The organism is Dyella lutea (genome assembly GCF_024158035.1).
GTDB classification, from domain to species: Bacteria; Pseudomonadota; Gammaproteobacteria; order Xanthomonadales; family Rhodanobacteraceae; genus Dyella_A; species Dyella_A lutea.
Map to the genome: position 1 here is coordinate 111599 of NZ_JAMZEK010000005.1, position 14084 is coordinate 125682.

General features: G+C 68.9%; 17 protein-coding genes. 11 read left to right on the forward strand and 6 right to left on the reverse strand.

Annotated elements, in window-relative coordinates:
* Positions 1 to 18: 18 nt before the first annotated feature.
* The 3 genes from NC595_RS19270 to NC595_RS19280 are packed head-to-tail and all read right to left on the reverse strand — an operon-like array spanning position 19 to position 1809.
* A complete protein-coding gene (locus NC595_RS19270; protein WP_253569013.1) occupies positions 19 to 423 on the reverse strand; it encodes a hypothetical protein in 405 nt (134 codons plus the stop codon).
* The gene (locus NC595_RS19275; protein WP_253569014.1) at positions 420 to 890 is read right to left on the reverse strand and encodes an Mpo1 family 2-hydroxy fatty acid dioxygenase; all 471 of its coding nucleotides are present in this window, start codon (positions 888 to 890) and stop codon (positions 420 to 422) included. Before NC595_RS19275 ends, NC595_RS19270 begins: the two co-directional genes overlap by 4 nt.
* Positions 891 to 912: 22 nt before the next feature.
* On the reverse strand, positions 913 to 1809 hold the full coding sequence (locus NC595_RS19280; protein WP_253569015.1) for a phosphoribosylaminoimidazolesuccinocarboxamide synthase: 897 nt from the start codon (positions 1807 to 1809) through the stop codon (positions 913 to 915).
* Between the two features lie 107 nt (positions 1810 to 1916).
* Between NC595_RS19280 and NC595_RS19285 the strand changes: the two genes are divergently transcribed.
* The 3 genes from NC595_RS19285 to rpe all read left to right on the forward strand — a co-directional run bounded on the left by NC595_RS19285 (position 1917) and on the right by rpe (position 3800).
* Complete coding sequence (locus tag NC595_RS19285) at positions 1917 to 2231, forward strand: c-type cytochrome (protein WP_026107529.1); 315 nt, start codon at positions 1917 to 1919, stop codon at positions 2229 to 2231.
* Positions 2228 to 3031, forward strand: a complete 804-nt coding sequence (gene djlA / locus NC595_RS19290) for a co-chaperone DjlA (RefSeq protein ID WP_253569016.1) — start codon at positions 2228 to 2230, stop codon at positions 3029 to 3031. Before NC595_RS19285 ends, djlA begins: the two co-directional genes overlap by 4 nt.
* A gap of 100 nt (positions 3032 to 3131) precedes the next feature.
* Positions 3132 to 3800, forward strand: a complete 669-nt coding sequence (gene rpe / locus NC595_RS19295; protein ID WP_253569017.1) for a ribulose-phosphate 3-epimerase — start codon at positions 3132 to 3134, stop codon at positions 3798 to 3800.
* Positions 3801 to 4049: 249 nt separating this feature from the next.
* On the opposite strand, the gene NC595_RS20420 is transcribed toward rpe, so the two are convergent.
* A complete protein-coding gene (locus tag NC595_RS20420) occupies positions 4050 to 4172 on the reverse strand; it encodes a hypothetical protein (protein WP_256489708.1) in 123 nt (40 codons plus the stop codon).
* A gap of 321 nt (positions 4173 to 4493) precedes the next feature.
* On the opposite strand from NC595_RS20420, the gene NC595_RS19300 reads away from it, so the two are divergent.
* The 5 genes from NC595_RS19300 to NC595_RS19320 all read left to right on the forward strand — a co-directional run bounded on the left by NC595_RS19300 (position 4494) and on the right by NC595_RS19320 (position 8656).
* Positions 4494 to 4931 (forward strand): hypothetical protein, encoded by a 438-nt coding sequence (locus NC595_RS19300; protein WP_253569018.1) that lies wholly within the window; start codon positions 4494 to 4496, stop codon positions 4929 to 4931.
* Complete coding sequence (locus NC595_RS19305; protein ID WP_253569019.1) at positions 4928 to 5233, forward strand: hypothetical protein; 306 nt, start codon at positions 4928 to 4930, stop codon at positions 5231 to 5233. The genes NC595_RS19300 and NC595_RS19305 overlap by 4 nt, the downstream gene beginning before the upstream one ends.
* 129 nt (positions 5234 to 5362) lie before the next feature.
* Positions 5363 to 6052 carry a proteobacterial dedicated sortase system response regulator gene (pdsR, locus tag NC595_RS19310; protein WP_253569020.1) on the forward strand — a complete coding sequence of 230 codons (690 nt, stop codon included), beginning with the start codon at positions 5363 to 5365 and terminating at the stop codon, positions 6050 to 6052.
* Entirely contained in the window at positions 6049 to 6627 is a 579-nt protein-coding gene (locus tag NC595_RS19315) for a hypothetical protein (protein WP_253569021.1), read from the forward strand. The genes pdsR and NC595_RS19315 overlap by 4 nt, the downstream gene beginning before the upstream one ends.
* Positions 6628 to 6634: 7 nt before the next feature.
* Positions 6635 to 8656, forward strand: coding sequence for an ATP-binding protein (locus tag NC595_RS19320; protein ID WP_253569022.1), 2022 nt, complete (start codon positions 6635 to 6637; stop codon positions 8654 to 8656).
* Here NC595_RS19320 and NC595_RS19325 read toward each other — a convergent pair.
* Together NC595_RS19325 and NC595_RS19330 are read right to left on the reverse strand one after the other, a co-directional pair.
* Positions 8651 to 9916 carry an energy transducer TonB gene (locus NC595_RS19325; protein ID WP_253569023.1) on the reverse strand — a complete coding sequence of 422 codons (1266 nt, stop codon included), beginning with the start codon at positions 9914 to 9916 and terminating at the stop codon, positions 8651 to 8653. The two genes, NC595_RS19320 and NC595_RS19325, sit on opposite strands and share 6 nt — an antisense overlap.
* A gap of 97 nt (positions 9917 to 10013) precedes the next feature.
* Entirely contained in the window at positions 10014 to 11153 is a 1140-nt protein-coding gene (locus NC595_RS19330; RefSeq protein ID WP_253569024.1) for a pilin, read from the reverse strand.
* A 283-nt stretch (positions 11154 to 11436) separates the two neighbouring features.
* Between NC595_RS19330 and trpE the strand changes: the two genes are divergently transcribed.
* From trpE to NC595_RS19345, 3 genes are all read left to right on the forward strand, one after another.
* Positions 11437 to 12912 carry an anthranilate synthase component I gene (trpE, locus tag NC595_RS19335; protein WP_253569025.1) on the forward strand — a complete coding sequence of 492 codons (1476 nt, stop codon included), beginning with the start codon at positions 11437 to 11439 and terminating at the stop codon, positions 12910 to 12912.
* Positions 12913 to 12917: 5 nt separating this feature from the next.
* Complete coding sequence (locus NC595_RS19340; protein WP_253569026.1) at positions 12918 to 13604, forward strand: hypothetical protein; 687 nt, start codon at positions 12918 to 12920, stop codon at positions 13602 to 13604.
* 65 nt (positions 13605 to 13669) lie between these two features.
* Positions 13670 to 14041, forward strand: coding sequence for a hypothetical protein (locus NC595_RS19345; RefSeq protein ID WP_253569027.1), 372 nt, complete (start codon positions 13670 to 13672; stop codon positions 14039 to 14041).
* Positions 14042 to 14084 lie beyond the last annotated feature (43 nt).

Sequence of the window (14084 nt, forward strand, 5' to 3'; positions counted from 1 at the left end):
GCCGCGCCGATGGATGGGTCAGACCAGGCTGGTGGCGACGCCGAAGGCCACCGCCATCACCGTCGCGACCGCCAGGCAGGCGCTGGTCGGACGGATGCGGCGCGCATCGCTGCGTGGGATCAGCCGCCAGAGCAGGGCCGCGCCGAGCAGCATGTCCACCACCAGTGCGATGCGAAGTCCGCCGGAGGCCAGCAGCGGGGCAAAGGGCGGACGCAGATGGCCCTCGCGCAACGCCACGCCAGCGACCATCGCCATGCCGGCCAGCGTCCACAGCAGGCAGGCGAGGTACACACGGTTGAACACCACGTAGGTCCGCTCGATCCAGCGCAGCACGGGCCAGGCGATGAGGGCGGCGAAAAGGGCGAGGATGGATCCGTACAGCACCCACCAGACCAGGGTGCTCAGCAGGGTCAGTGCGGTCATGCAGAAGCCCTGAAGCCGAGTCGACGAAGCAGCTTCTCCATCAGCCACGCCGGTCCGACCAGCAGGTAGGACAGGTCGGTGAGGAAGCTGGGACGGCGCCCCTCGTACATGTGCCCGACGAACTGGCCGATCCAGGCGACCACGAACACCGCGATCGCCAGCCAGCGCAGCTGGGCGGCGCCGAGCCGGTTGAACAGGAACCCGGTGAACACGGCCAACATGGCGAAGGCCAGCAGCAGGGCGATCCCCAGCCGGTGCGAGCGCTTCCAGTACCAGGCGAAGGCCGCCACCATGGCCAGCACGGCCCACGCACCGGGCTGCAGGAAGCGCGCGGGTACCGGAATCGTCCACAGCAGTGCCGTGACGCTCCACACGATCGGCGGTACGCAGAGCCAGTGCAGGCGCTGGTTGATCGGGTTCTGGTGATCGGCGCTGTAGCTGTCCAGCCAGTCCTGCATGGTGCGCATGGCGTAGCTCCCCAAGGTTGCTTCAGTCGATGGTGATGCCGGCCAGTCGCTGCAGTGCCTCGGCGTACTTGGCCGAGGTGCCTGCGATCACCTCAGGCGGCACGTGCGGGCCCGGCGCGGTCTTGTTCCAATCCAGCGTTTCCAGGTAGTCGCGCACGAACTGCTTGTCGTAGCTGGGCGGGCTGATGCCTATCTGGTACTGGTCGGCCGGCCAGTAGCGCGAGGAGTCGGGCGTGAGCATCTCGTCCATCACATACAGCTTGCCGTCCTCGTCGGTGCCGAACTCCAGCTTGGTATCGGCCAGGATGATGCCGCGCTCGGCAGCGTAGGCGGCGGCCCAGCGATAGATCGCCAGCGTGGCCTCGCGGACCTTGTCGGCCAGCTCGCGACCGACCGCGGCGACCACGGCGTCGAAACTGACGTTCTCGTCGTGATCGCCCACGGCGGCCTTGGTCGAGGGGGTGAAGATCGGCTCGGGCAGCTGCTGCGCCTGCTTCAGGCCTGGCGGCAGGGCAATGCCGCAGACCGCGCCGGTGCGCTGGTAGTCCTTCCAGCCCGAGCCAATCAGGTAGCCGCGGGCGATCGCTTCCACCGGCACCGGCTTCAGGCGGCGCGTCACCACGGCACGCTTCGCGTACAGCGCCAGGTCGGTGCCGGCGGGCAGCACGTCGGCCAGCGGCATGTCGAGCAGGTGGTTGGGCACCAGGTGCGCGGTCCTGGCGAACCAGAAGTTGGAGATCTGGGTGAGCATCTCGCCCTTGCCCGGGATCGGGTCCGGCAGCACCACGTCGAAGGCCGACAGGCGGTCGGTGGCCACGATCAGCAGGCGCTGGCCGGGCAGGGCGTAGACGTCGCGAACCTTGCCGCGGTGGATCAGCTCCAGGCCGGGCAGGTTCGATTGGGACAGGGTGGTGGGCACGATTCGGTTCCGGGATGAGGCGGGCGCGGCATAGTGTAACGGGTGCGCCGGGTTGCACCGCGCGGCCGGCTGCTAGACTGACGCGTCTCCAACCCCATGTGTTGCCGATGCGAAACGTCCTGATCGTGGCGCTGAGCCTGGCTGCCGTCGCAGCGCCGCTCCGGGCCGAAATGCCCCCCAAACCCGCCCGACTCGGGCTCTGCGCTGCCTGCCACGGCGAACATGGCATGGCGCAGATACCCGGTGCGCCGAATCTCGCCGGCCAGCGTCTGGACTACCTGCGCGAGGCGCTGCGTCAGTACCGCGATGGGCGCCGCAATGTGGCGCTGATGAAGGCCGCCATCGGCCCGATCAGCGACGAGGAACTGGACCAGCTCGCCCGCTGGTACAGCGCGCAGACGCCGGTGGCGCCGCGTCCATGAGTTACACCTATACGTTCTGGCTCGCGGTGGTCGGTCTGTTCCTGGGCCACGGCCTGCCCGGTGCGATCGTCGGCGCGCTGATCGGCTTCGTGCTCGACAACATGCGCTACAGCCAGCGCCGCAGCGCGGTGCCGGAGGCCGGTGGATTCATTCGTCCGTTGTTCGAGCTGCTTGGTGCGGTGGCCAAGAGTGACGGCCGCGTATCGGAGGCGGAGATCGCCATCGCCGAGCGACTGATGACCCGCATGGGCCTGGAGCAGGCCCAGCGCCAGGAGGCGATCGCCAGCTTCAACCGTGGCAAGGCGCCGGAATTCGACGTGACCCGCTCGATCCACGAGCTGCGAGACTGGGTGGGCCTGCGTCGCGATCACGCCTTCCCGGTACTCGACGTGGTGATCGAGACGGTGCTGGCCGAAGGCAATCCGCCGCCGGAGAAGATGGCGATCCTGCGCCAGCTCGCCTTCGCCATGCGGGTCAGCGACATGGAGCTGATGGCGCTGATGGCGATGAAGGGTTACGCCTGGAATGCCACCGGTGGCGGCCCGCGCGGTGGCCACGGTGGCGGCGGCTACGTGCCGCCCCAGCGAAGCAGTCGCGGTCCCGATCCCTACGCGGTGCTCGGCATCTCGCGTGACGCCGACGAGCGGGCGATCAAGCGCGCCTACCGCAAGCTGATTTCCGAGCACCACCCGGACCGTCTCGGCGACCTGCCCGAAGACATGCGCAGGCAGGCCGAAGCGCGGGCCAGCGAGATCAACGCGGCCTACGAACGCGTCAAGGCCGAGAAGGGCTTCAAATAAAACCCGCGTAGGAGCGCACCGAAGTGCGCGAATAGCCTACGAAGAGGTAACGCCGCACATTCCGGTCGCGCACACGGTGCGCTCCTACAGAGATCAAGCCATGAGCAAGCAGTCCCCGATCATCGCCCCATCCATCCTCTCAGCCGATTTCGCCCGGCTCGGCGAGGACACCGCAAGGGTGCTCGCCGCCGGCGGCGACTGGGTCCATTTCGACGTGATGGACAACCATTACGTACCCAACCTGACGATGGGGCCGATGGTGCTCAAGGCGCTGCGCGACTACGGCATCAGCGCGCACATCGACGTGCACCTGATGGTCAAGCCGGTCGACCGCATCGTGCCGGACTTTGCCAGGGCCGGCGCCAATTCGATCAGCTTCCATCCCGAAGCGAGCGAGCACGTCGACCGCACCATCGGCCTGATCAGGGAGGCCGGCTGCCAGGCTGGGCTGGTGTTCAACCCGGCCACGCCGCTGAACTGGCTCGACCATGTATTGGACAAGCTCGACTTCGTGCTGCTGATGTCGGTGAACCCGGGCTTCGGCGGGCAGAAGTTCATCCCCTCGGCGCTGGACAAGCTGCGCGAGGTGCGCCGCCGCATCGACGACAGTGGTCGAGCGATCCGGCTGGAGGTGGACGGCGGCGTCAGCGCGGACAATATCGGGGCCATCGCCGCGGCTGGCGCGGACACCTTCGTCGCCGGCTCGGCGATCTTCAATGCCCCCGACTACGCCGCCGCGATCTCTGCGATGCGCGCCGCGATCGGCTGAAAAAGAAATCCCGGTGCCGGAGCACCGGGAAAAGCGTCGCAGGACGCGTTCAGGGAGATCACCTGGATGGGCGTCGCGCTACCGCCCGCCGGTTGGCCAGGCGGAAGCGTTCCACGGCTTGGCGCGACGCGCCATCCACCGGGTTGGATCGGCGTGGCGCCCATTTGTTCCTGCCCGTTCATCTTTCTGCAGCCCCAAAAAAAGCTCCCCTCATCGAGGGGAGCAAGAGGAACGTCCATGAAGGGCGGGTCAGAGCGGGTGCCAGTCCGGATCGGGCTCCTGCCCCTGGTCTCCCATCGCGCATCCCTGCGCGGCCGGGAGTGGCGAGCCGTCCGTGGCAAAGCTGTCGAGCCAGTGGTCGAAATGGGACATGATGGATCTCCTCAGTGCAGCGCCATCAACAGCCCGAGCGCGAGCCCGCCGATGGCCAAAACCACGCGCAACGGCTCGAAGCCCTGCAGCTCGTTGTTTTCCTCTGCGTCGTCGAACTTCTTCATGTCGATGATCCCTGTGGCGCCTGGGTGCATCTCAACGCGCCGGTCTGATGCGGCGGTGCTCAAAACATGGCGAGTTGCGGGCATCGGCTGGTGGGAGCCCGGCATGCCCGGTGGGGGGAAGCAGCGCCCCGGGCAGCCAGTGCCGCGCATCGCGTCTGGAGAACGGGCGGAACCCAGGGAAGGGAGTTCTGGATGAATGTTCGAGCCCGTATCGTGGTGCTGGCGGTGTCCGCCTTGGTCATGCCCCGCCGTTCAGCCCGGTCAAGCCGGCGCGGGCAACCGGATACCGCTGGCTGATGTGGCCAGGGCGAACTGCCCGCAGGGTCTGGAGCGCCATGTGCCGGGTGAGTACTACTGCTGCGTCGGCGTGAGGGATCCGGCCGCGGGGAAATTCGCGCGCGCCGGGGAGATGCTCGATGAGGCCGCCCGGTGGGACAACAAGCGGGCGCAATTCCTGCTTGGCGTGGGTTATTTCGAGGGCGATGCCGGCCAGCTCAATCGCCCGCTCGGGCTGGCTTACCTGCAACTGTCCAGCGAGAGGGATACGCCTTTCTATCTCGCGGTGTACCGTTCGGCCGCGAAGAGGCATCGGTGCAGGAGCAGGGGCAGGCCCGGCATCTTCTGCAGGCGATGATGCCTGTCTACGGCGATGCCACGGCGGCGCGGAGAGCCGAAAGGCTCTATCGCCACGGGCGGTCCGACCTGACCAGCCAGGCGGGCTTCGACGAGAAGGTATGCATTGACGGGATCACCGGTGAAAAGGTCCCGCCGCTGCATCCACTAAAGGACCCCTCGGTTACCGTGCTCTGCCCGTCGGCGCAACCGGTGGATCACGTGCTCGTCCGGCTCGACCGCTATGCAGATCGCCTGCTCGAAGGGTGGGGCGGACGTGTTACGGTCGGCGACGCCCAGCGGATGTCTGCACCTGGCAAGTAGGCCGGAAGCGGCGAAACGATTTCCGTTCTGTGGCTAAGCCGTGGCAGGTGCGGGTATGTGCCTTGCGCAAGGCGAAGCCACCATGCACGCTGCGCGCCACCACGAACCGGATTGCACAGGGAAACCGCCATGGGACGCAGCGTCGCGATCGTCGAGGACGAACCGCTCATCCGCGCCAACTATGTCGAGGCGCTAAACCGCTTCGGCTACGACACCCGCGGCTACGGCTCGCGGCAGGAGGCCTCGAGCGCCTTCGCGATGCGCCTGCCGGAGCTGGTGATCATCGACATCGGACTGGGCGATGAGCCCGAAGGTGGCTTCGATCTGTGCCGCGAGCTGCGTGCCAAGTCGGACACGCTGCCGATCATCTTCCTCACCGCGCGTGATTCGGATTTCGACGTGATCTCCGGCCTGCGGCTTGGGGCTGACGATTACCTCAGCAAGGACACCAGCCTGCATCAGCTCGCGGCGCGCATCGCCGCGCTGTTCCGCCGCATCGCCTCGCTGCAGGCGCCGGCGGCGAGCGAGACGGTGATCGAGCACGGACCGCTCAAGCTCGAGTCCGAACGCATGCGCATCACCTGGAACGGCGAGGAAATTCCGCTCACCGTCACCGAGTTCTGGATGGTGCACACGCTGGTGCGCTTCCCCGGTCACGTGAAGAACCGCGACCAGCTCATGCGCGAGGCCGAACTGGTCGTCGACGACGCAACCATCACCTCGCACATCAAGCGCATCCGCAAGAAATTCGTCGCGGTGGCGCCGGATTTCGACGCGATCGAAACCGTGCACGGCGTGGGCTATCGGTGGAAACCGTGAGGCATGCCTGGCTGGTTCCGGTGATCGCACTGATGCTGGCCAGCCAGGCGCTCGCCGCCGAGCGGGTCGTCGCCAGCGGTCGCGCGGACGGTAATGTGCCGGCCTGGACCGTGAGCGCACGAGCTCCGGATGGCTGGACGGCCGATTGCTGCACCTATGCCCGCGCCATCGGCGTGGACGCGGTGGTGTATCGCGGTGAGTGGAGCGGGGAGCCCCAGCGGGTGATGGTGCTCAACGTCTGGCCGGCCAGGCTGGCGTCGCTGGATGACGAACTCACGGCCGACCGGACCCATTATCTGCACCGCGATCCGGCCGGGCGCGTGCTGGCTCTTCCGATCGCGCACCCGGCGATGCGTTGCGCAGCGAACGTCTACGAGGGCAGCGACCGGCTGGACGACATGGTCGTGTTCTGCGACCCGGGCAAGGCGTCCGGAGTCCGTCTCAGCTGGTCGATGACCCTGGCTGCCGACGACGACCAGCGTCGCGCGCTGCTGGAGGAGCTGCTGGCGCTGGTCCGGAGCACGAGCTATCGGCGCGGTGCGACGCCCCTGCCGGGGCCTGCCGCGCCGCACTGACCCAGACATGACCCTGCGCCGCAAGCTGTTGCTGGTTGCCCTCTGCACCCTGGCGCTGCCGGTGGCCGGCTGGCTGTACGTGCGGCAGATGGAGAACCTGTTGCGCGATGGCCAGGCGCAGGCGCTCACCGCGTCCGCGCGCGCGGTGGCACGTAGCCTTGCGGTGGCGGGAGCCGGGCTTCCCGAGGGGGATCAAGCCTGGTACGTGCAGCCGGTGCAGACACCGATTACCGTCGATGGCTACGGCGACGACTGGGCGCCACTCACCCCCTGGAGCCAGCCGGTGGGGGCGCGCGGCAAGCTTCTGCTGGCGCAGGATGCGAGCGGTCTCTATCTGTGGCTCGATGTGCGCGACAGCCGGCGCACCCGTGCCGACGTGGATGACCCGCTGGTGCTGCGCGCCGATCACGTGGTGCTGGCGCTGTCGCGCGGCGATCTGCAGCGGCGCTACCTGTTGGCCAGTTCCGGGCCCGGGCCGGTGGTCGCCAGGGCGCTCGACCCGCCGGTGGCGGGCCTGCCGGATTCGCTCGGCGCGCAGTGGCAGGAGGACGGCAGCGGCTACCGCATCGAGCTTCGCCTGCCTGGGAGCGCCGGTATCACCGGCGTGGGCGTGGGTGTGTTCGATCCTGCCGATGGCGGCAATCCGCTGGCGGTCGAGCAGCGCCCGTTGCTGGCCTATTCCGATGCGCTGTCGGCCGAACTCGCGCGACTCGCGCCGGACGATGTCTATGCTCGCGTGCTCTCGCCTCAGGGCTGGTTGATGGCACGCAGCGGGCGACTGCGGCCGGAGGGCGGCGGCAGGCAGCCCGGTTGGTTCGCCGCCCTGATCTACCGCTCGCTGCTGGCCGACCGGGTACAGGCAGCCGAGCCATGGATGCAGGACACGCCGCGGCTGGAATCTCCCGAGGTCGTCCAGGCGCAACACGGGCAACCAGCGGCGGTCTGGCGTGAGGGCGAGACGCGCGCTTCGGTGGTGCTCGACGCGGCCGTGCCGATCGAGCGCGGCGGCAAGGTGCATGGCGTGTTGTTGCTGGAACAAACCAGCCGGGCCGTGCCGCTGTTGGCGAACCGGGCATTGTTTGGCCTGCTGCTGACCAGCTTTGCCGTGCTGCTGGTGGCCGGCGGCATCCTGCTCGCGTTCGCCACCCGGCTCAGCCTGCGGCTGGGCAAGTTGCGCGACGCGGCCGAGCGGGCACAGGCAGCCGACGGCCGTCTGGACGGACTGTTCCAGCGCGGCCGCTTTCCGATGAGCGATGCCCCGGACGAGGTCGGCGACCTCGCACGCAGCTTCGAAAAGCTGTTCGAGGCGGTCGGCGGCTACACCGACTATCTGCGTACGCTGGCATCCAAGCTCTCGCACGAGCTGAACACGCCGATCGCGATCGTCAAATCCTCTCTGGACAACCTCGAGCACGCGTTGGAGGCCGGGGGCGGCGTGCCGCCGGAGGCAGCGTCCTACCTGGCGCGTGCCCGCGACGGTACCGCCCGGCTCGGCATGCTGGTGCGGGCGATGAGCGAGGCCAGCCGGATGGAGCGCGCGATCGCCGCCGCCGAGCCGGAGGACGTGGACCTGCGAGAGGTGGTGCGCGGCTGCGCCGAGTCGTACCGGGCACTCGCCGGCACGCGCAGCTTCGAATGCGTGCTGCCGCCGACGCCACTGCCGTTCCACGGCGCGCCCGAACTGGTCGCGCAGGCGCTGGACAAGCTGTTCGACAACGCATTGTCGTTTACCCCGGCGGACGGCTGGTTGCGGCTGGAGCTGCGTCCGCTCGAGCGTGGCGCGGAGATCACCCTTGCCAACCAGGGGCCGCCGCTACCGGAGGCCATGCAGGGGCGGCTGTTCGATTCGCTGGTCAGCCTGCGCGACAAGGCCACGCCGGGCGATGCGCCGCACCTGGGCCTGGGCCTCTACGTGGTACGGCTGGTAGCCGAACGACACGGCGGGCAGGCGCTGGCCCGCAACATCGACGACGGGCAGGGCGTCGCCTTCACCCTGCAACTGCACGGGATGGCGCGCGCGCGGCTATAGCGTGGGCTTGTCCAGGTGGAAGCGCACCGGCACGCGGGTGCTCGCCGTGGTGGCATGGCCGTCCGGTCCCAGTGCGCGAAAGCGCCACTGCCGGGCCGCATCCAGTGCGGCCGCATCCAGTTCCGCGAAGCCGCTGGATTGCGCGACCCGGATGTCCAGCGGGCTGCCGTCCGAACCGATCGTGAAAGCCAGCAGCACCGTACCCTCATGGCGTTGGCGCACGGCTTCGGCCGGGTATTTCGGCGCGGTACGGCTGACGATCTCCACCCTCGCCGCGCCGGGCGCACCGCCGTAGGTGAGCGCCCAGCCGCCGTCGCCCGGCTGCAGGCGCACGCGGTAGTGCTCCGCCGGATTGCACGAGGTGCCGGGGCTCTCGCAGCGCTGCACCGTGTAATCGAGCTGACCCTGCGCATCGAGAGAGAAATCCAGCCGGGTATGTCGAGGGTCGACCGGCGGGTCCAGCGGCGTGCCGACGAAGACGCCGTCGTGGAACACATACAGCTGCACCGCGTCCGCGCGGCAGCGATCATCGCGTCCGACCACCGCCTCGGCCACATAGTTGTCTCCCTGGCGCTGGGCGCGACCGGTGAGCGAGCGCTCGCCTCCGGCCAGGAGGAAGCGGTCCTCGTCGCCAGTTGCCGCGGCGCCGGCCGCGTCCGGGCAATGCGTGGTCGGTGCAGCGGCCGCCATCGGCTGCAGCGGGCGTGGCATGTAGTGCACCGGAGGCGTGGCGGGCGGGGCAGGTGTGCGCAGGTGTAGCCAGATGCCGGCCAGGGCAATCACGACCGCCGCAGCCGCCAGCCAGCGTCCATGGCGACGCAGCAACCCCTTCGGCGGTTGCGGTTGCGCCGGCAGCGGTGGTGGTTCGCCAGCGCTCGGCAGCGGCGGAGGCGCGATCGACGAGGGCAGGTCCTGCCAGCTGTCGTCACCGTCATGGCACCAGCGGTCGGCCGGCTTGCCGAAACGGCCCAGCACGCTGTCGGGCAGCGGCCCCAGCACGCGCTCGCCACGCAGCAGCCAGATCAGCGGCTGTCCGCCGGGTAGGGTCTCGGCCTGCGCGCCCAGCTCGCCGAGCTGCCCGCGCTGGCGCGTCGCGGTATCGACATCGAGACCCTGGCGAATGATCAGCGGCGCCCGCTGCCACACCTTCTGCTCGAACGCCTCGGGAGTCATGCCGAATGCCGCGGCCAGCCGGGCGCGGGCGGCCGTAGGGCCCGGATCGGTGAATTCGCCGGTGAGGATCAGGCAGTACGTGTCCATGCGCCACGCATTCCTCGGAGGTTTGTCCGCAAGCTTACCCAAGGCCGCGGGTGGACCGCGCCGGCCTGCGACCCGACGCGGCACCGCGCCTGTCGCCTCAGGGGCGACAGCGGACCGGCAGGTACTGTGGCCGGATCGTGGTCTCGGGGCTGTCGCAGCTCCATTGCAGTTGTCCTTGGCCATCGCGGTGCGGTTCCAGCACCAGGACCTTGTCGCGCAGCGTGGCAGTCGCCTGCGGCGAGTCGAAGTGGATCACCAGCTTGCCCGCGTCCACGTCGACGGCGGACACGTAGCGGCCCATCAGCGAGTCCGCCGCGCCGATTCCCGCGTCGGCGTTGTCCTTCGGCAGGTCGCCATGCCGGGCGTAGTACTCGGCCACGGCCGTCTGGGCGCCGCGGGCGACCGAAAAAGCCTCCGATACCTGTGCCCGCACCACGTAACCCTGGTAAGACGGAATGGCGATCGCGGCGAGAATGGCCAGTCCGAAGGGAAACGCCCACAGCAGATAGAATACGCCTTTCGGCGGTGGCGGGGCGTTGCGGCCGGTCTCCTTCCAGCGGGCCAGCCAGCGTAGCTGGCCCTGCAGGTAATACATGTTGAAGAAGAACAGGGTGATCCCGCCGATCCTCACCGTGGGGTTCCCGCGGCTGAAGTTCCGCTCCAGCGAGCCGGCCATCGAGAAGTACGCCGCGATGAACAGCACGAAATACGCCAGCATGAGCAGCGACCCGAGCATCGCGGTGCCGCTTGCCGATTGCCCGCGCGGGGCCGCGCCGGCGATGACCAAGCCGTAGCCGAGAACGAAACTTCCGAAGGCCAGCCCGAGCAGCAGCGTGGCGCGGCTGCGTGGATCGACCTTGCGCACCCAGCTGGACTGGACGAACGGCCAGATCAGGCCGAACAGGCCGAAGGTGACCATCACCAGCAGCAGTAGTACGCCCCAGTGCATCGAGGGCGGGGCGGGCAGGTCCGCGCGTCGCCGCTCGGATGCATCGGACGGGTCGCCGCTGAAGAAGTTCGCGGGCGGTGCGGCCGGAGCGCTGAACGGTGGTGGCGCGGCCGGGGTCAGGTCGGGGAACACCTGCGCCAGCGGTAGCCAGGTGGCCATGCCGTCGCGCCAGGCCAGCGTCTCCGGGTCGAAGCGGCCCTCGCCGATCCACTGGCGGACGTTCGTCTCGCTGTAGGGTCCGAACTTCTGGCCGTTCCGGCCGATCCAGTATTTGGCCTCGCTACTCACTGCAACACTCCTTTCCATGGTGATCGACAGGCCCGTTCCACCGGGTCGGCGGTCGGGTATGCGAGGTTCTCCGGGATGTCCGTCTGCGGGCACATGCGCGCCGCCGCGGCGACACCCGACAAGTGCCGCCCGGACCAAGGGCGATGGATCGGTGACCCCCTGAGCTCCCCCCTCACGCAGCCTAGGAGCCCCGCCCCGCCGCCGCAACACCGGCGCGCCGTGCCCCGGGCCCGACGGGCTGGTATCTTGGCGCGGCTGTTTTTCCTGCCTGGATCGCTCCCCCGTGATTTCCCGCGACGAATTCGACGCGCTGGTGGCCCAGGGCCACACGCGCATCCCCCTGGTACGCGAGGTGTTCTCCGACCTCGACACGCCACTGTCGGTGTACCTGAAGCTGGCCGATGGCCCGTACACGTTCCTGTTCGAATCGGTCGAGGGCGGGGCGACCTGGGGACGCTATTCGATCATCGGCCTGCCGGCACGCCGTGTGTACCGCCTGCGGGGGCACGAGCTGGAGGTGGAGGACGCCGGCGAGGTCACCGAGCGTCGCCAGCTGGCCGATCCGCTGGCCGAGATCGAGAAACTCCGCCAGCAGTACGACGTGCCGCGGTTGCCGCAGCTGCCGGCCTTCTCGGGCGGCTTGGTCGGTTACTTCGGCTTCGAGACGATCGGCTACATCGAGCCGCGACTGGCGCAGTGGGATCGCGCCGACGAGCTGGGCACGCCCGACGTGCTGCTGATGCTGGCCGAGGAAGTGGCGGTGTTCGACAACCTCAAGGGCCGGCTGTACCTGATCGTGCACGCCGATCCCTCGCAGCCGCACGCCTACGCGCAGGCGCAGCGCCGGCTCGACGCGCTGGTCTATCGCCTTCGCCAGGGCGGCGCCTCGTATCCGCAGCTCACGCAGTCGGTGGCGCTGGACGAAAGCGACTTCAAATCCTCGTTCACCAAGGCCGAGTTCGAGGCGATGGTGGAGAAGGCGAAGGAATACATCCGCGCCGGCGACATCTTCCAGGTGGTGCCCTCGCAGCGCCTCAGCGTGGGCTTCAACGCGCGGCCGGTGGACGTCTACCGCGCGCTGCGCGCGTTGAACCCGTCGCCGTATATGTACTTCGTCGACCTTGGCAAGACGCAGATCGTCGGCTCCTCGCCGGAGATCCTGGCGCGGCTGAAGGACGGCAAGGTCGTCGTTCGCCCGATCGCCGGCACGCGCAAGCGCGGCGCCGACGAGGCCGAGGATGCCGCGCTCGAGGCCGAGCTGCTGGCCGATCCGAAGGAGCGCGCCGAGCACGTGATGCTGATCGATCTTGGCCGCAACGATGTGGGCCGCATCACCGAGACGGGCAGCGTGGCGGTCACCGAGTCCTTCGTGGTCGAGCGCTACTCGCACGTGATGCACATCGTCAGCCAGGTCGAGGGCGAGTTGCGCGACGGGCTGTCCTACATGGACGTGCTCAAGGCCACTTTCCCGGCCGGCACGGTCAGCGGTGCGCCGAAGATCCGCGCGCTGGAAATCATCCAGGAGCTGGAGCCGGTCAAGCGCAACATCTACGCCGGCGCGATCGGCTGGATCGGCTGGTGGGGCGACGCCGACACCGCCATTGCGATCCGCACCGCGGTGATCCAGGACGGCCGCCTGCACGTGCAGGCCGGCGCCGGCATCGTCTACGACTCCGATCCCGCATCGGAGTGGGAGGAGACGATGAACAAGGGCCGCGCGCTGTTCCGCGCCGTGGCCCAGGCGGCGAAAGGACTGTGAGTCGCATGGTCCGTCACGGAGGCGCCGGCGTGCTGCTGGCCGGCGTGCTGGCTGCGGGCGTGCACGCCGACGAGGTGCCGCGGGCACCGGCCTGGCCCGACACCGCGCTTGCCCGCACCGAGGCGCTGGCCCTGCTGCAGACCCTCAATGCGGACCTGCTCAGCCACGACAGTGCCACGCTGACGCTGGAGCGCTGGTGCGCGGCACACGGCATGGCCTCGCCCGCGAAGGTCACTGCCGAGCACGTGCATGGCCCGGCCCGCCCCCTGCCGGACGATCTGCGCGCGCAGCTCGGCATCGCCGCCGACGAGCCGGTCGCCTACCGCCGGGTCGCGCTGCGCTGCGGCGGGCGCACATTGTCCGAAGCGGAGAACTGGTACGTGCCGTCGCGCCTGACCGCCGCCATGAACCACACCCTGGAAACCACCGACACGCCCTTCGGCAAGGTCGTCCGACCGCTGCATTTCCGCCGCCGCACGTTGTCCGCCAAGCTGCTCTGGTCGCCGCTGCCATCCGGCTGGGAGCAGGCCGCCGAACTGCCGGCCGATCATGCCGGCCTGCTGCCGATACCGCCGCGCCTGCTGCAGCACCGTGCGCTGTTGTTCGATGGGGAAGGGCATCCCTTCAGCGCGCTGATCGAGACCTATACCGACCAGGTGCTGGCGTTCGAGCCCCCCTCCGCGCACCCGTGAAAGCGGGTTAACATGCTGATCGGCGCTGCCCAGGCGTCGAACCGCAAGGCCCGTCCGAGACCGCCATGTACGATCACGAACTCGCCCGTCTGCCCTATCGTCGCCCACCGATGAACCGCGGGATCGATCCGCAGCGGTTGAACTGGCTGTGGCGCCTGATCTGCGAACTGGGCGAGGTGCAGCCGGACGAAGTGGTCGAAGCCCTGCACGCGGCGGTGGTACCGGTCGATGCGCATCGCGCGCGCAGCTGGACGGTCGGCGATCGGGACCCGGGCTTCTTTCCGATCACCCTGGCCGAACTCGAGCGCAACATGCGTGCGCTGATCGCCCTGCGCCAGGCCCGCGAACACACCGAGCGTGGCCTGCAGCGCGCCGTGGCCGACTCGGCCGCCCTTGACGGCGACCCGCCCGCCCGGGATCTGCCGCTGGAGTGGTGAATCCCGCCACCGTCGCAGCCACTGCGATGCCCCGGTGATGTGA